This window comes from Xanthomonas sp. Leaf148 (genome assembly GCF_001423585.1).
In the GTDB taxonomy this organism is placed as follows: Bacteria; Pseudomonadota; Gammaproteobacteria; order Xanthomonadales; family Xanthomonadaceae; genus Xanthomonas.
Genome location: NZ_LMOP01000008.1, coordinates 1,117,770 through 1,139,362 on the forward strand (window position 1 = coordinate 1,117,770; position 21,593 = coordinate 1,139,362).

The window sequence follows — 21,593 nt, forward strand, 5'->3', positions numbered from 1 at the left end:
GTCAGGGCGCGCGTTTTTGCGTTATGCGGCGGTGCAGCGTGAGCACAGGCGGCGAGGGTGAAACCATTGCCATTCGCCGGCGTACGTATGCAGCCCGGTCCGGTCCCATCCACTTTCAAGCAGGCACTCCCATGGCTTCAACACTTCGCCCGATCCGCTCCCTGATGGCCGTTGCCATCGCTATCGCGGCCACCCCGGCCATGGCCGAGTCGGCCTTCGACCAGACCGTCTTCTTCGGCGACAGCCTCACCGACAGCGGCTACTACAACCCGCTGCTGCCGGCCGCCTCGCGCGCAGTCACCGGCAAGTTCACCACCAACCCGGGTTGGGTGTGGGCCGAGTATGTCGGCGACCACTTCGGCACCAACGCTGCGCCCAACGGCAACGGCCAGACCGGCGACAACTACGCTGCCGGCGGCGCGCGCATCCAGGCCAGCTCGGTCAGCGCGCTCGGCGCCGCGCCGTCGGTGACCAGCCAGATCAACACCTACCTCACCGCCAACGGCGGCCGTGCCAACCCGAATGCGCTCTACACCGTGTGGGGCGGCGCCAACGATCTGCTCGCCGCAGCCGCCGCGCCGGCACAGGCGCAGGCCATCATCGGCAGTGCAGTGACCGCTCAGGTCGGCGCCGTGGCGACCTTGCAGAATGCCGGCGCGCGTTACGTCATGGTGCCGACCATTCCGGACGTCGGTATCACCCCGCGCTTCCGCGCTGGCGGCGCCGTCGCAATGGCCCAGGGCACCGCCGCTGCGACCACGTACAACACCGCGCTGTTCAACGGCCTGCAGTCGGCCGGTCTGCGTGTAATCCCGGTCGACACCTTCCACATGCTGCAGGAAATCGTCGCCGCACCGGGCACCTTCGGCTTCACCAACGTCACCAACACCGCCTGCAACCCGGCCGTGCCGCTGCCTGCGTGCAACCCGACCAGCCTGGTCGCGGCCAACGCGCAGAACACCTATGTGTTCGCCGACGGCATCCACCCGACCACCGCGGTCCATCAGATCCTGGGCCAGTACGCGATCTCGCTGCTGGAAGCGCCGCGTCTGCAGCAGGTGCTGACCCATTCGGCGCAGGCCGGTGGCCGCGCGCGCGCCGACCAGGTGGCTTGGCATCTGGACGGCAAGCCGGACGCGGATGGTCTGCGCTGGTGGGGCAGCGTGCGCGGCGACATGCAGCGCTACGACCACGCCGATCTGTACGACGGCATGGCGCCGGCCGGCCTGTTCGGCGTGGATTGGAGCGCTGGCGACATGGTGTTCGGCGGCTTTGCCGGCTTCGGCCGCATGGACGCCGACTTCGGCAACCGTAACGGCAGCTTCAAGCAGGACGACACCACCCTGGGCGGCTTCTTCGGCTGGTACACCGGTCCGGTGTGGGTCAACGCGCAGGTCAGCTACAGCTGGCTGAGCTACGACGTCGACCGCGAAGTCCAGCTCGGGCCAGCCACGCGTGTGCACAGCGGATCGCCGGACGGCAGCAACCTGACCGCCGCCGTCAACGCCGGCTATTCGCTGGGCGAAGGCAACGTCAAGTACGGCCCGGTGGTCGGCCTGACCTGGCAGAAGCTCAAGCTCGACGGCTACACCGAAAGCAACGAGAGCTCCACCGCGCTGGGGTATGCCGACCAGGATATCGACTCGCTGGTCGGCCGTATCGGCTTCCAGGTGCGCCTTGACGGCGCGGCGGTCAAGCCGTACGTGCAGGCGACCTACGACCACGAGTTCAAGGACGGCGGCGAAGCCAGCGCCTGGCTGCAGTCGATGCCGGAAGTGGGCATGTACACCGTGCCGGGCCAGAACTTCGACCGCAACTACGCCACTGTGGTACTGGGCGCGCGTACCGGCCTTTGGGGTTTGCAGAGCAACGTGGGCTTGAGCACCACCACTGCTCAGCGCAGCGCCCGCGATGCCACCTTGTTCGTGAACTTCAGCGGCAATTTCTGATTGCGCCGACTGGCTTGGTAGCACTGAGGTAAGAGACGAGGGCCGGGCAACCGGCCTTCGTCACGTCTGCGCATTGCGCCAGACACCTGCACCCGCCTAAACTCTCCCCACGCCAAGCGGGCGTAGCTCAATGGTAGAGCTGTAGCTTCCCAAGCTACTGACGAGGGTTCGATTCCCTTCGCCCGCTCCAACTGCTTCCGCCAAGTCTCTAAGTGCCTGACTGGGTTGGATACTTCGGCCGATTGATGATTCCGGGCGATGCCCCTCAAGGTATCAACCTTGCCCAAGCCTCTGATGATCTCGCGCTCGGCTGGCTTGTCTGTGCTTTTCTTTGTTCCCCACCGATCTTCGAGCCCTGATTGGCTAGCGCTATCTTGTCCGCTCGTTGGGAAACCATCGCGGGCGTAAGCGCCCCGGATAGATGACTGCCGAACGAGCAATCGTGCCTCCAGGCGCGATGATTGGCGCTTGAACGTGAGATTTAAAAAGCCCTGCAAATCTCGGCTTTTTAACGTCGGAGACATGGGGCGAATACTTCATCGTCATCGAAGAAATTTTTGGCAATCAAAATTCTTCCTCAGATTATTTTACGAACCTGGGTAGAAACAGGCAGCAGCGTAGAGCCGTCTTTTGCCTGGAGCGTCATGCGTGGGACCTTCTTGCCCGTGCGCTTGTCGATCAGCACCGAATGACGTTCGCCTTGCTCAAACAGATGGTCTTCGCCCCACTGTCGCAATGCCACCACGACGGGGAACAGGTTTTCTCCCTGTGCTGTTAGCACGTATTGCTGATAAGCCGTGCCGTCAGATGCATCCTGCATTTCAAGGATGCCCGCATCGACCAGCTTGCGCAGCCGATCGGACAGGATGTTGCGCGCCGCACCCAAGCTGCGCTGGAAATCGCCGAAGCGGCAAACACCATCGAAGGCATCGCGCACGATCAGTAGCGCCCAGCGATCTCCGATGAGATCAACCGAACGTGCAACCGGGCAGTGTTCGTCATCAAAGCGTTTTCGGGGGGGCATAGCGTCTCCGCGGCCGGTCAATAGTGGATCAATCAAGTTGCACTTTAAAACCGGATTGTCTAGCATTCAAGCAGTCTTGATTTGCAACTGGATTGAATGTGGCTGAAACCACGGGGATTTATTCTGCATCACCGCTACCGTCACTCGGTTGTTCAACGGTTCCTTCTGCGAACATGCCCCGCCACTTGGTTTGGCTGTTTGCTGTCGCAAGCGGACTGAGCGTGGCAAATGTCTATTACGCTCAGCCGCTGCTCGACGCGCTGGCCAGAGATTTTGGCATCAGCTATGCGGCGATTGGCGGGGTCATTACAGCCACTCAAATCGGTTGTGCGCTGGCATTGTTGCTGCTGGTGCCGCTAGGCGACTTGGTCAATCGTCGTCGCCTGATGTCGATGCAGCTCCTGGCGCTGGTGATCGCACTTGCCGTTGTGAGCATGGCGCGATCTGCGCCTGCACTGCTGGTAGGCATGCTCGTCGTAGGCTTATTGGGCACAGCGATGACGCAGGGACTGATTGCCTATGCGGCCACTGCCGCCGCGCCCCATGAGCGGGGCCGCGTGGTCGGCGCAGCGCAAGGTGGTGTGTTCATTGGCCTGTTATTGGCGCGGGTGTTTGCCGGTGGTGTAAGCGATTTGGCCGGCTGGCGCGGAGTGTATTTCTGCGCTGCTTTGCTGATGGTTGCGATTGCATTGCCGTTGTGGCGGTCGCTGCCAGATTTGCCGTCGACGTCCCGGACGATGACGTACCCGCGTTTGATCGTTTCGATGCTGACGCTGCTGCGCCGGGAAAGGATCTTGCAAGTGCGCGGCATGCTGGCGCTGTTGATGTTCGCCGCATTCAATATCTTTTGGAGTGCGCTGGTGCTGCCGTTGAGCATGCCGCCTTACCGCTTCTCTCATACGGTCATCGGTGCATTCGGTCTGGTCGGTGTGGTGGGTGCCTTGGTCGCTGCGCGCGCTGGACAATGGGCGGACCAGGGCCATGCGCAGCGCACCAGTGCAGTAGCGCTCACGGTGCTGCTGCTGGCTTGGTGGCCGCTGTCGCTGATGGAATGGTCATTGTGGGCGCTGGTCATTGGCATCGTGCTGCTCGACATGGGCGGGCAAGCGCTACATGTCACGAACCAAAGCTTGATCTTCCGCACCAGGCCTGAGGCGCACAGTCGGTTGGTTGGCCTCTACATGCTGTTCTATGCCGTCGGCAGCGGACTGGGTGCAATCGGCGCGACGGTCGCCTATGCCCGAGCAGGTTGGCAGGGTGTGTGCGTGCTAGGCGCGGCAGTCAGTCTTTTTGCACTGCTGTTCTGGTGGGCGACAAGGTGGGGCGATACCAACATTGCGGGCGTCGAGTCCTGATCGGGGCCATTTCTCGCGCACGTTCGCGGGCATGGCGCAGCGCATTGAATCGAGAGCACGCATGTCGAAAGATGCTGGATTCGCCGGACGATGTCTCGACGTGATCTTGGCTTGGCACGGGCCCATCAGCACTGACGAACCAAGCAAAAAAAAAACGTCCAAGGCGCTGGCAGTTGAGTACGCTTGTCTAACGGCCGCCCTGAAACTTGAATGTGAAACGAGCAACGGATGCTGGGACGGCCTTCCCACTGATGGGCAAAGGTGTTGCGTCCACCAGCGTCAACATGCCATCGGCCACAGGGACCGGAATACCCAACGTAAGGTCGACTTGCGTGGACCAGCCGCCGCCAAACACGGTCGCCCTGACAATTATCCGTCCAGCGTGGATGCATTGAACGTTGGCCGGGCAACGGCTGTCCTCAATGACGCGGTCGGGGCGCACCCTGGGGCCGTCGACGGCTGCAATCTCTCCCAGCCGCACAGGCCCTTCAACGGGGTGATTAGTACCGGCGCCCGACGCCATGCACCCAGCAAGTGAGAGGACAAACAGTGGTGCAAACGTCAAAGCGCGGAGGGGGCGACTATGTTTCATGGCGATGTTCCTGCTCACATGGCTTGGAGGCGCAGACGCCTGCCCTGGATCGTCATCTGCGGGGTGGGGCAATAGAACTCCACTTAGCGCGCCGCTTGGAATCAGGAGGGGCATTGCATGCGTGGAGTGCTTGAACTCATCGTCCGCCAGGCGTGCTCAATGTTGCAAGCTGCGCGTTGACCTCAAGGGTTTGGTCGCTTTGCAGGGTGCCCAAGTTCAGGGACACGTTGTTATCGAGTTACCAGGGACGGTGTCCGCTAGTATCGCGATGTCTCGTCCACTGAAAACATCTCATGCCGATCCCCCGTCTTACCGCTGTATTCCTCGCCGCATCGACCGCTGCGATAGCGGGCACGACGCACGCAGAGACGTGGATCGTCCGCACCGATTTATGGGGAAATCCCGCGTTTTCGAACCTCTCAATTGATCGAACGGGAAACCGGATCAGCGGCGACCTGGACGGCGACACGATCGACGGTGGCGCTAGCGGCGATCGGTTGACGCTGACTGCGACCGATCGCCAGCAGCGCACGTCGCGCTACGTCCTGCGCCTCAAGGGCAAGGAGCTGACCGGCACGACGGAGGGGCCGGACACCAACGATCCCGCCGCGCGCGCCACCCATGCGGTGACGGGCTGGCGTGTGCCCGATCGCGATGGCGGACCGCGCACGGTGGAGTTCAGCCCGACCGACTATTCCAACACGTGGAATGCTGATCGCAAACCGGTGCTGATCGTCTGGCCGGGAGATACGATCCACACGACGACGGTCGATTCCGGCGGAGTCGACGCGCAGGGAAAAACCAGGGCGCTGTTCGGAAATCCGCAGACCGGCCCGTTCTTCGTCGCAGGCGCACAGCCCGGCGATACGCTGGCGGTGCATATCCGCCGCCTGAAGCTCAACCGCGACTGGGCCGACAGCCTCGACACGATCGTTGGGCGTGCGCTCGGTACAGCGTTGGTGCCGGAAGCCGCCGCCCTGGGTAAGCCGGTCAAGTGGCGGCTAGACCGCGAGACGGGGCGTGCACGTCCTGAAAACGCGACCGGCCCGCTCGCCGGCTACTCGGTGCCAATAAAGCCGATGCTCGGCGGCATGGCGGTCGCGCCGGGCTTCGGGATGCCGGCAATCTCGACCGGGGACACGGGACGCTTCGGAGGGAATATGGACTTCAACGAAGTGGTGGAAGGCAACACCGTCTACCTGCCCGTGCAGCAACCCGGCGCGCTGCTCTATTTCGGCGACGCCCATGCGCTTCAGGGGGACGGCGAGACGACGCAATATGCGCTGGAAACGTCGATGGACGTGACCGTCACTGTTGACCTTATCAAGGGGCGCAGCGTGTCGATGCCACGGGTCGAGTCGCCAACCCAGATCATGGTGCTGGGTCAGGCGGGATCGCTCGACGAGGCGCTGAAGTCCGCTAGTACCGGCATGGTCCAGTGGCTCCAGCAGGATTACGGGCTGACGCTTTCGCAGAGCGCGCAGGTGCTGGGCACAGCGCTGCACTACAGCATCCCGAACCTGGCCGGCCGCAGCGTGGGAGTAGCGGCAAAGATCGACAAGGCCCTGTTGCCGGCCAAACCATGAACCGATGGGGCAGGGTGGAGTTCCGTCCCCACTGAACACACTCATCTGAGATGGCCGCGCTGCGCTGTTGGTTGCGATGCACGTTGTGCGTATCGGGGCCTTGCAACGTCATCGCGCAAGGGCCGCGGCATGCATGTGGTTCGGTTTAGTTGCGACAGCGCTGGCCGACGGCGTCGTTGCATTTCAGTACGTGCTGATGGAGACCGCCTGATAGGCGCTTGGCGCTATTCCGATGTCTCGACGCGGACGCGTTGGCGATAAGGGCGCCGCCCGACGCCGATTTCAGTGCCGTTCGGGATCGGCGGTCTAGCGTTCGCAGCGCACGGATGTCCGTGTATTCCGGATGCTGTCATGTCTGTCGCACGCAATCGTTTGCCTTCGATCATCGTTGCATTGGGTGCCATCATTTGTGCGGCGCCGGTATTTGCGGCCTGCCAGCCCGGGCCGTTTGCTGTCTCGCTGCCTGCGCAGCGCCTCGACGAGCGTTTGCAGGAGTTGGCCCACGTCACCGGATGCGCGGTGGAAGTGGATCCGTCACTGTTGCAAGGCAAGCGTGCCGCTGGACTGACCGGGTCCTTGACCGCCGATCAGGCCTTCATTGAATCGGTGCGTGGCAGTGGCCTCGAAGCCGGGCCGGCCGATGACCATTGGCGGGTCAATCAGGCGCAGCAACTGTATTTTGCCGAGCGGGTAGAGACCTTGCGTAGCGCGATTGCGGATGCGCGCAAGAGCAAGTCGATGACGCCCGTACGCGCGAAAAAACTGACGGAGTACCTGTCAAAGATTGCTGCGGACGTTCCTAAGCTTGTACGCGAGCAAGGTTTTCTCAGTGCGGCAGAGCGAGCTTCGTATGGGCGCATGCTGAAGGATGTGGAGCAGTCGTTAGAGAAGGTGTGAACAACTTACGGCGTTGCGAGTGAAATGAAATTTCGTTGGATCCAGGCGCTCACCCTGCTGAAAATCAACCACTGCCGCTTAGTCTCGGTGGCCTAGGTTGTTGGTCGAACACGCATTGAAGAGTTGTTCAGAGGTTCCATAGTGCGGTGATTCATTGCAACGATGAGGTGTGACTTGGCAACTTTCGTCAGGCCGATTCACCGAGTTTTTGATTCAGGGATGGGTGGGACCTATTGCATGTGCAGGCGCAGTCTCTGGCAGCACGGTGGCGGACCCAGCCCGATTTCAAGATGAGTGGCGATCGGTTCGGCGCACCCTGATGGGACCTTTTCAACCCGTGTCGCAGGCGTGCCGCGCTGCGGGTGATCCCAGGCAGTTCTTCCCTATCGCTTCGATATGTGGTGTCAATGACATCGATTGCAGGCTTGCAATCGATACAAAAAGTGCGCCACAGCTTCGTCTTTTTCTTCCGCAGGGTCAGGAACCTCCTGATTGAGAACGCGTCCCATGACGACCATAGTGACTGCATCATTGAGCGGACACCATGAAGACTACTCACTCCCAGCTGGTTGGTGCTTTGATCAAAGGCATGCGTCGCGCCGAATCTGCGCGTGTCGCCTCGATTGCCTATCGCACCGGGGGGGCGGATCAGACGCATGTGTGTGGTACGCCGGACGATGCCAGCAAGGTGATTGAGATGTTCAAGCTCGATGCCGACCAGGTCCGCCAGATCGGACTGGTTGGGGTCGAGGAGCTGGGCGAGGCGGTCTGTCACGCGTGGTCGATCAACGCCGGGCAGCTAGACCGGGTGGTGCAGTGGTTCACCGCCCCCAGGGTGGAATTTGTCGGCAAACACTGCAGCGAGCTGATCCGGGCAGGCCGCATTGGGCCGGTGCTGACCATGGCCCGGGAGCACGCCTTGCTGCGTCATCGCTGAGCGCCAGCAGACCCGGTGTGGGCTGGGCGCTTTACGCTAGACGGCGTAGGGGCAATACTCGCTGACCCGTCCAACCTTAGTTTCGTCAATGCGCCAGGTTCCGCCCGCTTCACCCTCTGCCGCCGCCAAAGCCCAATTGCTGGAAGAGCTGCGCAAGCTTGAGCAGGAAGAGGCGCAGCTCAAATATGCCCAGACCCTGGAAGCCTTTGACCAGGTCGTCGAGGTGCTGACCCAGTTCGGCGGCCGATTCAACGCAAAGCAGAAATCCCAGATCGCCTCGCTCGCCATGACCGGCAAGTCCAAGGGGCCGCTGTCGTCCACTGGTGAGGTGGTGGCCAAATACTGGATTCCGCATTCTGGTGAGACCTGGTCCGGCCGTGGCCGCACACCGCGTGTCTTCAAGGCCTGGGAAGGCACCAGTTCCTACAAGGAATGGAAGTCCAAGCATCCGGACAAGCGTTTCCCGCTCTATCCGGGGTGAGTTTTTCGCGGATTTGGCGTGCTTGTGGCGTTCTCAATGCGAGCCGCGTCGGTTAGCTGCGTGCTTACCTACTCGATGCGTGCAGTATTGCGCTGGGGGCGACTGCCGATTCGGCCTTTCGTTTGATCGGTTGCAGTGAATGCGTGAGCTGACCGGCTCGCGATAAGCGTCGCTGTGGGCGCGAGCGGATGACGCAATCAGAATGTCAGCGGACGTTGGCCGGTAGTGAGACGGCGTGTTCGATGTATCGATCGCTAAGCGCCAATCAGCACATAGGTCATGCGCTGCAGATCGCCGTGTTGATCGCCGGAGATCTGCATGCTTCTGCGGAAATACCCGGATTCAGACAAGGCACGGCATCGCAGAGTCGACGTATGTCGCGCAGCAAGATTGCAAGCGCGCCCGCGAGTTGGTGCCAGTGCGATCACCCCTGGCATGACACGGCTGCTCGCCGACACGTCCCACCTCCTCGTTTCGCGAACGAAACACCGCAGCACACCAAAAAGCTCGCCGCCCACCATGCTGGCGGACAGCGAGCCTGATTACTGCTCAATCGTTACTGATCGCTCTTACACTCGAAGACCGACACGCTGCGCGGCGGGGCCAGGAATTCGCTGGCGCCAGCCGGCATCATGTCCACTTCCAGCGCTTCATCGGTCGACAGCACCAGCTTCCAATGCACCGGTTCATCAGCGGCAGGCAGGGTGAAGGTCACACCCTCGTGGTAGGCGTTGATGACGATCAGCAAGGTGTCGTCGTTGGCCAGCTCCTTGACGCCGGAGGTCTGCGCCTTGCCTTCCAGCAGCAGGCCAACCGAGCGTGCACCCGCATCGGTCCAATGCGCGTCTTCCATTTCGGTGCCGCCTGGATTGAGCCAGGTGAGATCGCGCAGGCCAGCCTCTTCGTTGTATTGCCCATTGAGAAAGCGTCCGCGCGACAGAATCGGGTAGCGCTTGCGCAGCGCGGTCAATGCCTTGACGAAATCGGTGAGCCGGCCATCGGTCGGGTCGTTTTCCCAATCCAGCCAGGTGATCTCGTTGTCCTGACAATAGGTGTTGTTGTTGCCGCCCTGGGATTGCGCACGTTCGTCGCCGCTGAGCATCATCGGCGTGCCTTGCGACAGCAGCAGCGTCGCAAGCAGATTCTTCATTTGCCGCTCGCGAAGTTGCAGGATGTCGGCGTTGTCGGTCTCGCCTTCTTCGCCGTAGTTGCAGGAGCCATCGTTGGACGATCCGTCGCGGTTGTCTTCGCCGTTGTCGATGTTGTGCTTTTCGTTGTAGCTCACCAGATCGCGCAGGGTGAAACCGTCATGCGCGGTGATGAAGTTGACCGAAGCCCACGGACGGCGGCCGCGGCGATCGAACAGATCGGCCGAGCCGGTGAACCGGGTTGCGAACTCTGCAAGCTTGCCATCCTCGCCCTTCCAGAACTCGCGCGCGTTGTCGCGGAACTTGTCGTTCCATTCCGACCAGCCCGGCGGGAAATGCCCCACCTGATAGCCGCCCGGGCCGCAGTCCCACGGCTCGGCGATGAGTTTGACTTCCGATAGCAGCGGATCCTGATTGCACGCATCCAGGAAGCCGCCACGCTGGTCGAAACCGCTCGGCTCGCGGCCAAGAATCGTCGCCAGGTCGAAGCGGAAACCGTCCACGTGCATTTCGCCGGCCCAGTAGCGCAGCGAATCGTTGACGAACTGGATCACCCGCGAATTGCTCAGGTTCAGCGTATTACCGGTGCCGGTGTCGTTGATGTAATAGCGCTTGTCTTCGGCAAGCCGGTAATAACTGGCATTGTCGATGCCCTTGAACGACAGGGTCGGCCCCAGCTCGCTGCCTTCGGCGGTGTGGTTGTAGACCACGTCCAGAATCACTTCCAGACCCTGCTTGTGCATGGCCTTGACCATGTCGCGGAACTCGTCGCGGTGGCCGCTGGAGAGGTAACGCGACTTCAACGCAAAAAAGCCGATGGTGTTGTAGCCCCAGTAATTGCGCAGGCCCTTGTCCAGCAGATGCTGATCATCCAGATACGCATGCACCGGCAATAGTTCGACGGCAGTGATGCCCAGGTCCTTGATGTACTGCAGTACCTGCGGCTGGGCGAGACCTGCGAAGGTGCCGCGCACCGCTTCGGGCACCTGCTGGTTGCGCATGGTGTAGCCGCGCACGTGGGTTTCGTAGATGACTGTCTCGTTCCACGGCTTGAGCAGGCGCGCATCGTCGCCCCAGTCGTAGGTGTCTTCGACCACCACGCACTTGGGCATGAACGGCGCACTGTCGCGCTCGTCGAAGCTCAGGTCGCCATCCGGATGACCGACGGTGTAGCCATACAGTTCGTCGGCCCAGATCAAATCGCCTTCGAGCTCGCGGGCATACGGGTCCAGCAGCAGCTTGTTGTGATTGAAGCGGTGACCTTCGGTCGGCGCGTAGGGGCCGTGCACACGGTAACCATAGCGCTGGCCCGGCTTGGCATCGGGCAGATAGCCGTGCCAGATTTCGTTGGTGTATTCGGGAAGGTCGACGCGGGTTTCGTTGCCCTGTTCGTCGAACAGGCACAGTTCCACCCGCGTGGCATGCGCGGAAAACAGCGCGAAATTGATGCCTTTGCCATCGAAGACGGCGCCGCGGGGAAACGGGCGTCCCTGGCGGATGCGGGAGGGGTTGGCATAGGCCGCGCTTGCTGGACGTCGCATGGAGAGTCTCGGGTGCGCCGGCATGCCGGCATTGAGGGGACGCAAGCATTGCGGTTGTTGCTGTGCAAAACGCGTTACGGCGACACGGGTATGGCGTGATGGCGCGCCGCCGAGGCTTCGCACCACGCAGCGCGCTGTGATCTGGCGCAGCGGCGGCGTTCGCTTGTGGCGACCGTGGCCCCTATCGATCATGGACGAGCACTGCGATGCCGCGTCGGCATGACAATGCGCAGTGGTGAATGCAGCGCGGCTTCCCGCTGCTTGAGCGCTACGCGTGCGCCCTGCTAGCATCGATCTGGTTGCAGCTGCGCACCCATGCGCGGTTGCAGCACGTGCCGAGGCGCTATCGCGTCTCCATCCTCGGGGCCGTCGCACACCAGTTCAACCGTTGCGAGCAGCGCACAACGCGCCCGCCCGCGCGGTCGGCCTGCAGACGTACGGGCTTGGGTCACCTCGTCATCAGACTCCGACAATGTCCAGGCCGCGCCGTGTCCCTGCTGCGATGAAAATCGCGATTCTTTCGCGCAACAGCAAGCTGTATTCGACCCGACGGCTTATCGAGGCCGGTCGCAAGCGTGGCCACACTGTACGTATCCTCGATCCGCTGCGGTGCTATATGCGCATTGCCGCCGATGGCTTCAGCCTGCACTACAAGGGCAAGCCGATCACCGGCTTCGATGCGGTGATTCCACGCATCGGCGCTTCGGTCACCCGCTATGCCACCGCGGTGCTGCGCCAACTCGAATTCATGGGCACTTACACGCCCAATCCCTCGGACGCCATCCTGCGTTCGCGCGACAAACTGCGTGCGCATCAATTGCTGGCGGCGCAGGGCATCGACATGCCGGTCACTGTGTTCGGCGATAACCCCGACGACACCCAGGACCTGCTCTCCATGCTCGGCCCGCCACCGCATGTGGTGAAGTTGAACGAGGGGGCGCAAGGCGCCGGAGTGATCCTGACCGAGAAGGCCAGCGCGTCGCGCGGCGTGGTCGAGGCGCTGCGCGGGTTGTATGCCAATTTTATCGTGCAGGAGTTCATTGGCGAAGCCGAAGGCGCAGACCTGCGCTGCTTCGTGGTCGGCGACCGCGTCGTCGCAGCGATGCGCCGCCAGGCGGCCGAAGGTGATTTCCGTTCCAACCTGCATCTTGGCGGCACCGCTGCGGTGGCCCAGGCCACCGAGCAGGAGCAGCAGGTGGCGGTCCGTTCGGCGCGCGCGCTGGGCCTGGCGGTGGCCGGCGTCGACCTCATCCGCTCCAAGCGCGGGCCGCTGGTCCTGGAGGTCAATTCGACCCCTGGCCTTGAGGGCGTGGAAGGCGTTTGTGGCGTGGATGTGGCCGCCAGCATCATCCAGCATCTTGAGGAATCGGCCCGTTGATCGGAGATCAACTGTTTTTAGCGAAAAATTAACGAAAATCTAATCCTTTGCTCGCTAGCCTCTGTCGACCGTAGCTCCGCTCTCGGCAGTGACGGTGATCGGGATGAACTTTTGGCCCAAGTGCGGTGTCGCACTTGGGCCTTTTTATTCGTGGCTTGCCGCTTTCGGGGTTCGCGTCTACATTTGTTAAATGTTAAATCGGGTCAGACATAAGGAAGCGTCCGCATGGCAAGGCAATTAGGCGTTCTGGTGTTGCTTCTCGCCATCTGTGCTTGCAGTTCTGCATCGGCAGCAGTGATCGATGCTGAAAAGCCTTTCAAGCCACAGGCCACGCAAGTGCGCTCTGATCTTGAAGAGGGCGACAAGTACTCCGAGATCAGTCAGGAAGAGCGCGCTAAGGTGTTTGCGGCACTTGATCGGATGGACAGGGCGCTCGACGCGCAGCCTGACGTCCGAGCATTGCAGCCAGACCAACAGGCGGCCGTGCGTAACGATCAAGAGCTTGTCACCAGAATTTTGACCCGGGCGGGCGAAGATAGCCGGCTGATCTGTCGGCGCGAGCGCGCAACTGGTTCGCAGATGAGTACGAAGCAGTGCATGACAGCCGCCGAGCGCCGCCGTCAGACGACTGTGAGTCAAGACCAAATTTCTCGGCGCCAGCGCTAAAAATAGCTTACCAACGAGGTTCCAGTGCGAATTCTAGTAATTGAAGACAACAGCGATATCGCCGCCAATCTGGGCGACTATCTTGAAGACCGTGGTCACACCGTGGACTTCGCAGCCGACGGTGTGACCGGGCTGCATTTGGCAGTGGTGCATGAGTTCGACGCCATCGTGCTCGACCTCAACCTGCCCGGCATGGACGGCATCGAGGTGTGTCGCAAGCTGCGCAACGAAGCGCGCAAGCAGACGCCGGTGCTGATGCTGACCGCCCGCGACTCGCTGGACAACAAGCTGGCCGGCTTCGACTCCGGTGCCGACGACTACCTGATCAAGCCGTTCGCGCTGCAGGAAGTGGAAGTACGCCTCAACGCTTTGTCGCGTCGCGGCAAGGGTGTGCATACCCGCGTGCTGGAAACCGGCGATCTGGAATACAACCTGGACACGCTGGAAGTGCGTCGCCGCGGCAAGCTGCTGCAGCTCAACCCGACCGCGCTCAAGATCCTGCAGGCGCTGATGGAAGCCTCCCCGGCGGTGGTGACGCGGCAAGAGCTGGAAACCCGTGTCTGGGGCGAAGAACTGCCCGATTCCGACTCGCTGCGCGTGCATATCCATGGCCTGCGTGCAGTGGTCGACAAGCCGTTCGACGTGCCGATGATCCAGACCCGTCACGGCATCGGTTATCGCATCGCTTCGCCTGATGCCTGAAAGTAACAGCAGCGTGCGGCCCGCCCGTAGGCGTGGCCGCTACCGGCGGCGCCTGCGCAGCCGCATCATTCTGTCGTTCGTGTTGTTGGGCTTTTGCCTGACAACACTGTTCGCCTTCGCCACCAACTGGGCACGCGCGCGTGTGGAAAACCAGTTGGTCGAAGACGTGATGAATCGCAACATCGACGCCTTTGCACAGCGGTTCTATTCCGACCCGCTGCGCAATCCCGATCTGCCCGTGCAGCAGATGCGCGGGCGTGTGGTCAAAAGCGACAAGTTCGAAGCGCTGCGCCTTGAGCAGCCGGAGTGGTACCAGTTTCCGGATGGCATCCACACCATCTCCGGCGTGGACGAAAGTGGCAACGCGTACTCGTACAAACTGGCGGTGCGCAAGACGCCCAGCGAGTGGTTCTTCCTCGCTTACGACATGACGCAGACGCTGCGTGGTGAGATTCAACTCAAGCGCACCTTGATGTTGTCAGTGCTCGTCTTCAGCGGGTTTTCGTTGGTGATCGGCTGGTGGTCGGCGTCCAAGGTGATGCGGCCGGTGTCGGATCTGGCGGCCCGCCTGCGCGCCTATCGTGGCGGCACTAGCGAACCCAAACCGTTGGCAGCGCACTTTCCGGACGATGAGGTCGGCCAGCTCGCCGAAGCGTTGGACGACTACTCGGCGCGCCTGACCGAGGTCGTGCAGCGCGACCGCGAATTCAACGCCGACGTCAGCCATGAGCTGCGCACCCCGCTGGCGGTGATCCGGGGTGCCACCGAACTGCTGCTGACCAAGCCCAATCTGGATGAGAAGGTGCTGCAGCGTCTGCAGCGCATCCAGCGCGCCGAACTGCAGTGCAGCGATCTGATCGGCTCGCTGCTGCTGCTCTCGCGCAACGAACGCGGGCAGGGCAGCAGCAATGTGGCCAAGGTCGCCGAACAACTGATTGATTCGCATCGCGCCCAGCTCGGCGGCAAACCGCTGGAGCTACTGCTGGAAGGCGAGCGCGACCTGGTCATCGACGCACCGGAATCCGCCCTGTCGGTGGCGCTGGGCAACCTCATCGGCAATGCCGTCAAGTACACCCAGGACGGCCAGGTGCGCGTACGCGTGCGTGGGGACTGCGTGGAAGTCATCGACTCCGGCCCCGGCCTGAGCGAAGAAGACGCAGCCAAACTCTTCCAGCGCGGTTACCGCGGTACCCACGCAGGCCACTCGCAAGGCGGCGGCATCGGTCTGTCGATCGTCAGCCGCCTATGCGACCTGTACGGCTGGCGCGTGAGCGTGCGCCCAGGCCAAGAGCGCGGCGTCATCGCAACGCTCGCCTTCCATCGTTAAGTCCACCGCTAAAAGCGCGCTAACGATACCGTCAAGTGAAATCTTGTGTAGGAGCGCACCTGGGCGCGAGGGCTTTACCCAGAACCTCATCAGTAATGCCTACACCAGCAAACAATGCTAGACAGAACATGTAGTTTTTTTCTTCAGTGGGACCACGTTCGCGCGTCGTAATTTACAAGCTTGTATTTACTTTAAGGCATCTAACGAAAGTACTGCGCAGCCGCTACACGGGCGCGGCCGCTGCTCGGAATCGGCATGTCCCACGCGTACACTCTGGTTCCTCCGCGCCGTCCACGCCCATCGTACGACTGCTCGCTACGTTTTGTGGGCCGCTCTTAGCCGCATGCCCTGAAAACCGGCAATTCGCAGGCTAACAAATTGCAGTGCTCAGCGGAGTTGGGTTCTTTACCTCATGTGGCCGGCGATCTCTGGCGCGAGTGCTCCGAAGCAAAGGCGCGCCAAAGCTAGTCGTGGCTTTGTTCTGTGTCGACGGATTTATTTGGTTATCTGCAGGTGGCCGTCAAGATCGCAGCGGCGCGCCGTATCGATGTAGTCGCTCCATCGCTGCTTATCGTGGTGTTGATGAGCTGAGCTGGCGTGTACTGCGAAGTTGTATAGCGAATAAGCCAGCAGAAGCGCCAAGGCAGCCAGGGCCAGTGCGCGGACAGCTTTAGCTGCAGCAGGCGACAGAGCGTAACTGCCATGCCCAAGGTAACGACCTACTGCAGCTTGCAGAGATCAAACTGACTCAGGTGACCTCGAGCATCGCGCCCGATAGCCCGCATCCAGCCTGGCCGCTGCCGCCGCGAGTTGCTCCAGCTGATCGCTATTGCATACGACATCATCGGCAATCGCCAGCCGTTGGTTGCGAGATGCTTGTGCGGCAATCATTTGATCCGCCAATGCGGGCGTGCTGCCGTCGCGTTGCATCAGTCGTGCGTGTTGCAGCTCGACCGGTGTATCGACAACGAGGACGCGGTCAAGCCACGAATAGGCCGCCCGGCCGCCCGCTTCGGCCAAAAGAGGGATGGCAACGATGGAATAAGCGCCGTCCGCTGCCTGTGCCGCGCGCTGTAGCTCCGCACGAATGGCGGGATGGGTGATTGCCTCAAGCGCCTTGCGTTGGGCTGGATCGGAGAAGACGATGTTGCGCAAGGCTAGCCGGTCCAGCGTGCCGTTGGGCAGCACAACGCCTGGACCAAAGCGGTCGACGATTGCATTGAGGAGCGGGCCGGGCGCAACGACCTGCCGCGCAACGACATCGGCATCGATCACCGGCACGCCCAGTTTCTCGAACTCGGCGGCCAGCGCGCTTTTGCCAGAGGCAATGCCACCGGTGAGACCGACGATGAAGTCGCTCATCGTCGTGCTCCGGTCAACGCAGGCCTGCGAAGTGCAGGTAGCCGTCCACTAGATCATTGCCCCAGAAGAACACCACCCAGCCGGCGATGGCCAGGTAGGGGCCGAACGGGATCGGCGTGGCGCGGTCGCGACCCTTGGCCGCCAGCCAGATCGAGCCGAGGATGGCGCCGACCAGCGAAGAGATCAGGATGATCGGCAGGATGCCTTTCAGCCCGCACCACGCACCGAGCGCAGCCAGCAGCTTGAAGTCGCCGTGGCCCATGCCTTCCTTGCCGGTGAGCTGCTTGAACAGCCACCACACCGTCCACAGCGACACATAGCCGACCGCCGCACCCAGCAGGGCGGGCTTGGCCGGCATATAGAGGTTATCCATTGAGCCGACCAGGCCCAGCCACATCAACGGCAGGGTCAGCTGGTCGGGTAGCAGCTTGTGGCGCAGATCGATGCCCGACATCGCCACCAGGAAACAACTCAGCACGATCGCGCCGAAGCCCTGCCAGCCGAAGCCGAAGCGCCATACGCTGGCCACGCAAAGGATAGAGGTGAGCAGCTCGACCAGCGGGTACTGAATGGAAATCGGCTTGCCGCTGTAACGCGACTTGCCGCGTAGCATCAACCAACTGACGAGCGGAATGTTCTCCCACCACTTGAGCTTGTCGCCGGTGACCGGATCATGGGACGGCTCAACCACAATCCCAGGCGGCGGCGGCTCATACAGCTCCGGCAGTTCCAGGATCTCGCGCGCATCGCGCCGCCACTGCCACTCCATGCGCTTGGGCAAGCGCAGGATCACCACGTTCAGGAAGCTGCCGATCAGCAGTCCCAGTCCGGCCGCGGCAGGAAAGCCGAGACCGGGATGCTGGTCGAGAAATGCCATTACGTCTTATCCAACCACTGCGCCGAGTTTGAAGATCGGAAGATACATGCCGATGACCATGCCGCCTACGATCGTGCCAATAAACACCATGATCAGTGGTTCGAGCAAGCTGCTAAGAGCGTCCACGGAGTTGTTGACTTCTTGTTCAAAGTATTCAGCCACTTTGAAGAGCATTGCATCAAGCGCGCCGGCTTCTTCGCCAATCGCAGTCATTTGAATAACCATGTGTGGAAATAGGTTCACCTGTTTCATCGCCATGTTGACCGGGTAACCCACAGACACATCGTCCCGCATCCTGAAAACAGCCTCCTCATAAAGCTTATTGCCAGTAGCGCCCGCTACGATCCCAAGTGCCTCCACTAGAGGAACGCCTGCTTTGAATGTCACTGCAGTCGTCCGTGCAAAGCGTGCAATCGCACTGTTGTGCATGATCTGCCCGATTACGGGCACCTTGAGGATCAATCGATCGAGTCCATGCTGCATCCGTGGAGAACGTTTGTAGGCAAACATGAAGCCAAGGACAGATCCAATTGCGACCACCAGCATCAACCACCAATAGCTGACCATGAAGCGCGATGCGTTGACGAGGAGCTGAGTGAATGCCGGTAGTTCGGCACCGAAGCCCTTGAATACTTCTTCGAACTGAGGCACCACGAAGATGAGCAAAATCGCACTCACGATGATTGCCACCGCAACCACCATGGCAGGGTAGAACAGTGCCTTTTTGATCTTGCCCTTTAGGGCTTCAATGTTTTCTTTGTAGGTAGCGACCGTTTCAAGGACTGTCTCCAGTACGCCAGCGCCTTCGCCCGCGCGGACAAGGTTGCGGTAGAGCTCGTCGAATTGAACTGGATGCTTGCTGATTGACTCATAGAGCGACGAGCCGCCCTCAATGTCAGTCCTGACTTGGCCCACCATCTTCTTCATGCGTGGGTTCTTGTGCCCCTCGCCGATGATCTCGAGAGAACTCACGATCGGCACGCCTGACTTCATCATAGTCGCCATTTGGCGACTAAAAAATGCAATATCTTTTGGCGTGATCTTTTTGCCTGCCGCTCCGAAAAGAGGCTTCGGCTTTTGCTTCACCATGCTGGGCACAATGCCCTGACGGCGCAGCTCTGCTCGCAACATATTGGCGTTACGGGCTGGCTGCTCTCCCTTCATCTTCACGCCACGCTTGTCAGCCCCTTCCCAAATGAAGGTCTGCAGCATGCTTGTGTTCCGGTCGACCGGTTGCTTCTTGATGGCGCTACGCGCGACTGACATGTTGAGCTCCCCAAATCCAGCCATCCCCAGGCCGGAGTACGCAGTGATGGTAGCGTGTTTGCTAGGCAAGGGCATCATATCGATCGATGGACCTGCGGCGTCTTGAGAAGTGACCACTCGTAGTCGGAATCTGACCTTGCGCGTCATATGGTCATCCCCATCGCACTTGAAGGCAGAGGAGCTTTCATTTGCCGAAATGCCTGGCATCATTGCCCCGGGGAGAAGAAGCGAACGGGCATTGCTGATTGGCACGTAATCTGCATGTACCGATTTGCACACGCGCCCTGCTCGGGTGCACCAAGTGCCCGGGCCGGAGATTTCGGTAAACTCACAACCTCTAGGGGATGCATCCATGAAGAAGCAACAAGGCTTTACACTTATCGAACTGATGATCGTGGTCGCGATCATCGCCATCCTGGCCGCCATCGCGCTGCCGGCTTATCAGGACTACACCACTCGCGCTAAGCTCACTGAAGCGCTGACGATGTCGGCGCCTGCCAAGCTTGCGGTAACTGAGACTGCATCGTCGCTCGGTGGCCTTGCTCAGGTTACTGCGGCAAATTCGGGTTACGCATTCCCGGGTGCCACGAAGTATGTCAGCGGCGTCGCCATCACCAGTGCTACGGGCCAAGTCGCTGTAACCTCCACCGTGCCGAACGCAACCGGTACCCTCCTGCTGACCCCGACTGATGTCGGTGGTGGCCAGCTGAAGTGGACCTGCTCTTCCGCCATCAATGTCAAGTACCTGCCGGCGGAGTGCCGTAACTCGGGCACCTGATAGGTTCAGACGAGTAGCTTTTAGAGGCCCCGCAACGCGGGGCCTCTTTTTTTCTGGGGGCATATCGTGTTGCGGGGCAAACGGGCACTAGTAGGGGCGACTTTTTTCGTGTCGGTCAGTTTGACCCCCGTTGTCATGTTGATCGTGAACGGGGGCGATGACGTCGGGATATCTGCGTTGTATGCGTTGGCGGGCCTGGTTGTTTCGGTCTCGCCCCTGCGGAGGCTACCGCGCCTGACCTGCACTTGGTTGGCGCTCATCAGTGCCGGCGCGATTCTGCAGGTGGAGATGCTGCTACGCTTCGGGGGAATGGTGGACGTCAACGCGCTCGCGTTGGTCTCCGAGACCACCAGTGGCGAAGCTTTGCCGTTACTGCACTCAGTGCCTGTACGCCTTCTGTTTGGCTGGGGACTGATTGTTGTGATCTGGGGAGGGCTGATGCTATGGCCGCCTCAACTTTTGCGATGGCCGGGCAGGCGGCTTGCATTATTCGGCGGTGGGGTATGTGCGGCGCTGCTGGCAATCGTCGTTGCATTCGAAGGCTTGCACGAGACGCCAGTGGGTGCTGCTTTCGATCAGCCATCCTTGGAGCGCATGGAGGCCTTGCGGCGGGGGTACCCGACGGGGATGCCGTTGGTCATCTGGGAGTATTTCCGGCAGCGTCGAGAACTGGTCGCTGCTGATGCCGGCCTTGAAAGCTTTAGGTTCGGAGCCAGCCGCTCGGTGGTGGTGGGCTGGCCACGGCGTGTGCATGTGCTGGTGATCGGCGAGACAGGTCGAGCCGATCATTGGGCGCTGAACGGCTACAGTCGTGACAGTACGCCTCGGCTTTCGCGTCGCAATGACCTGATCAGCTTTACGAGGTTCTACTCGCGGGCCACCTTCACCCGGCTGTCGGTACCCGTGATTCTGAGCCGCAAGCCCCCGGGTTCGGTCGAAGCTACCTTCGGTGAGCGCTCGTTGTTGCAGGCGGCCCGCGAAGCCGGCTACCACACGGTATGGCTCTCCAATCAGGCGCCGATGGGGTTCCATGATTCGCCTATTACGGTTCTGGCCAAGGATGCCGATGAGGTGCGCTTTGTCAGCCCGGTCGACTATCGCCATGCAGGCGTCCGCGACGAGGATCTGCTGCCGCACGTCAGGCGTCTACTTGCCGCCGACCAGCGCGATCTGTTCCTGGTGATCCATACGATGGGCAGTCACTTCCGCTATCGGGACCGGTACCGCCCCGAGGATGCGGTCTTCCTGCCGGACAAGCCGGAACATGGCAATGCCAGGTTGTATGACCCGGATCACAAGGAATACCTGGTCAATGGATACGACAACTCGATCCGCGCCACCGATCGCTTCCTTGATGGCCTGATCGGTCAGCTCGGGAAATTTGATGCTGCATCCTGGATGTTCTATGTTGCCGATCACGGCGAGGCGCTGTTCGATGACTGTCGCGCCGAAAGCGGGCACGGTCAATCATCACCAGCGACCCATCATGTCGCTGCGGTGTGGTGGGGATCGGAGGCCTACCTCAAGCACGCGCCGGAGGCCGTCCGGAATCTTCGTGCGAATGCAGAAAAGATGTTATCCACCTCCATGGTCTTCGACACCACGACCCGATTGGCGGGTATCGACGTGCCCGGCTACCGCCAATCGCACGATTTTTCCTCGGCAGAGCCTGGTATTCCGCTCGATATCGCGTCGCTGCCGCTCGATGTTCCCCGCTGTCACTGAAC

Annotated in this window: 18 protein-coding genes, 1 tRNA gene, 1 other RNA gene and 1 pseudogene; 15 read left to right on the top strand and 6 right to left on the bottom strand. The window is 61.2% G+C overall.

Annotated elements, in window-relative coordinates; genetic code table 11:
- The first annotated feature begins 164 nt into the window (after window positions 1-164).
- Together ASF90_RS09345 and ASF90_RS09350 are read left to right on the top strand one after the other, a co-directional pair.
- Window positions 165-1,949, top strand: coding sequence for an autotransporter domain-containing esterase (locus ASF90_RS09345; protein ID WP_055848836.1), 1,785 nt, complete (start codon window positions 165-167; stop codon window positions 1,947-1,949).
- Between the two features lie 116 nt (window positions 1,950-2,065).
- Window positions 2,066-2,139: transfer RNA gene (locus tag ASF90_RS09350), tRNA-Gly, on the top strand.
- A gap of 387 nt (window positions 2,140-2,526) precedes the next feature.
- Here ASF90_RS09350 and ASF90_RS09355 read toward each other — a convergent pair.
- Complete coding sequence (locus ASF90_RS09355) at window positions 2,527-2,973, bottom strand: helix-turn-helix domain-containing protein (protein ID WP_055848839.1); 447 nt, start codon at window positions 2,971-2,973, stop codon at window positions 2,527-2,529.
- A gap of 173 nt (window positions 2,974-3,146) precedes the next feature.
- On the opposite strand from ASF90_RS09355, the gene ASF90_RS09360 reads away from it, so the two are divergent.
- Together ASF90_RS09360 and ASF90_RS24220 are read left to right on the top strand one after the other, a co-directional pair.
- Window positions 3,147-4,328 (top strand): MFS transporter, encoded by a 1,182-nt coding sequence (locus ASF90_RS09360; RefSeq protein WP_055848842.1) that lies wholly within the window; start codon window positions 3,147-3,149, stop codon window positions 4,326-4,328.
- Window positions 4,264-4,467 (top strand): annotated as a pseudogene (locus ASF90_RS24220) (hypothetical protein); the annotation flags it as partial. The gene ASF90_RS09360 and the pseudogene ASF90_RS24220, both read left to right, overlap by 65 nt.
- Window positions 4,468-4,515: 48 nt before the next feature.
- On the opposite strand, the gene ASF90_RS23855 reads toward ASF90_RS24220, so the two are convergent.
- Window positions 4,516-4,920 (bottom strand): hypothetical protein, encoded by a 405-nt coding sequence (locus tag ASF90_RS23855; RefSeq protein ID WP_055848844.1) that lies wholly within the window; start codon window positions 4,918-4,920, stop codon window positions 4,516-4,518.
- Window positions 4,921-5,213: 293 nt separating this feature from the next.
- Between ASF90_RS23855 and ASF90_RS09370 the strand changes: the two genes are divergently transcribed.
- The 4 genes from ASF90_RS09370 to ASF90_RS09385 all read left to right on the top strand — a co-directional run bounded on the left by ASF90_RS09370 (window position 5,214) and on the right by ASF90_RS09385 (window position 8,821).
- On the top strand, window positions 5,214-6,506 hold the full coding sequence (locus ASF90_RS09370; protein WP_055848847.1) for an acetamidase/formamidase family protein: 1,293 nt from the start codon (window positions 5,214-5,216) through the stop codon (window positions 6,504-6,506).
- A gap of 351 nt (window positions 6,507-6,857) precedes the next feature.
- On the top strand, window positions 6,858-7,403 hold the full coding sequence (locus ASF90_RS09375; RefSeq protein WP_055848850.1) for an STN domain-containing protein: 546 nt from the start codon (window positions 6,858-6,860) through the stop codon (window positions 7,401-7,403).
- 544 nt (window positions 7,404-7,947) lie between these two features.
- Window positions 7,948-8,340, top strand: a complete 393-nt coding sequence (locus ASF90_RS09380; protein WP_055848853.1) for a hypothetical protein — start codon at window positions 7,948-7,950, stop codon at window positions 8,338-8,340.
- Window positions 8,341-8,428: 88 nt separating this feature from the next.
- Window positions 8,429-8,821 carry an H-NS family nucleoid-associated regulatory protein gene (locus ASF90_RS09385; RefSeq protein ID WP_055848856.1) on the top strand — a complete coding sequence of 131 codons (393 nt, stop codon included), beginning with the start codon at window positions 8,429-8,431 and terminating at the stop codon, window positions 8,819-8,821.
- 556 nt (window positions 8,822-9,377) lie between these two features.
- Here the strand turns inward: ASF90_RS09385 and glgX are convergent.
- On the bottom strand, window positions 9,378-11,510 hold the full coding sequence (glgX, locus tag ASF90_RS09390; RefSeq protein WP_055848859.1) for a glycogen debranching protein GlgX: 2,133 nt from the start codon (window positions 11,508-11,510) through the stop codon (window positions 9,378-9,380).
- A 472-nt stretch (window positions 11,511-11,982) separates the two neighbouring features.
- Between glgX and rimK the strand changes: the two genes are divergently transcribed.
- From rimK to ASF90_RS21950, 5 genes are all read left to right on the top strand, one after another.
- A complete protein-coding gene (gene rimK / locus ASF90_RS09395; protein ID WP_167455844.1) occupies window positions 11,983-12,888 on the top strand; it encodes a 30S ribosomal protein S6--L-glutamate ligase in 906 nt (301 codons plus the stop codon).
- Between the two features lie 225 nt (window positions 12,889-13,113).
- Entirely contained in the window at window positions 13,114-13,554 is a 441-nt protein-coding gene (locus ASF90_RS09400; protein WP_055848865.1) for a hypothetical protein, read from the top strand.
- 24 nt (window positions 13,555-13,578) lie between these two features.
- Entirely contained in the window at window positions 13,579-14,256 is a 678-nt protein-coding gene (locus ASF90_RS09405) for a response regulator transcription factor (protein WP_003490678.1), read from the top strand.
- Window positions 14,249-15,583, top strand: coding sequence for a HAMP domain-containing sensor histidine kinase (locus tag ASF90_RS09410; RefSeq protein WP_055848868.1), 1,335 nt, complete (start codon window positions 14,249-14,251; stop codon window positions 15,581-15,583). Before ASF90_RS09405 ends, ASF90_RS09410 begins: the two co-directional genes overlap by 8 nt.
- A 255-nt stretch (window positions 15,584-15,838) precedes the next feature.
- Window positions 15,839-15,914: non-coding RNA, sX9 sRNA (locus tag ASF90_RS21950), on the top strand.
- 407 nt (window positions 15,915-16,321) lie between these two features.
- On the opposite strand, the gene coaE is transcribed toward ASF90_RS21950, so the two are convergent.
- The 3 genes from coaE to ASF90_RS09425 are packed head-to-tail and all read right to left on the bottom strand — an operon-like array spanning window position 16,322 to window position 19,088.
- Window positions 16,322-16,945 carry a dephospho-CoA kinase gene (gene coaE, locus ASF90_RS09415; protein WP_055848870.1) on the bottom strand — a complete coding sequence of 208 codons (624 nt, stop codon included), beginning with the start codon at window positions 16,943-16,945 and terminating at the stop codon, window positions 16,322-16,324.
- A 13-nt stretch (window positions 16,946-16,958) separates the two neighbouring features.
- Window positions 16,959-17,822: an A24 family peptidase gene (locus ASF90_RS09420; protein ID WP_055848873.1), complete on the bottom strand. Its 864-nt coding sequence runs from the start codon at window positions 17,820-17,822 to the stop codon at window positions 16,959-16,961.
- Between the two features lie 6 nt (window positions 17,823-17,828).
- Complete coding sequence (locus ASF90_RS09425; RefSeq protein WP_055850317.1) at window positions 17,829-19,088, bottom strand: type II secretion system F family protein; 1,260 nt, start codon at window positions 19,086-19,088, stop codon at window positions 17,829-17,831.
- 352 nt (window positions 19,089-19,440) lie between these two features.
- On the opposite strand from ASF90_RS09425, the gene ASF90_RS09430 reads away from it, so the two are divergent.
- Both ASF90_RS09430 and ASF90_RS09435 read left to right on the top strand, forming a co-directional pair.
- Entirely contained in the window at window positions 19,441-19,866 is a 426-nt protein-coding gene (locus ASF90_RS09430) for a pilin (RefSeq protein ID WP_055848875.1), read from the top strand.
- 135 nt (window positions 19,867-20,001) lie between these two features.
- The gene (locus ASF90_RS09435) at window positions 20,002-21,591 is read left to right on the top strand and encodes a phosphoethanolamine transferase (protein ID WP_055848879.1); all 1,590 of its coding nucleotides are present in this window, start codon (window positions 20,002-20,004) and stop codon (window positions 21,589-21,591) included.
- Window positions 21,592-21,593 lie beyond the last annotated feature (2 nt).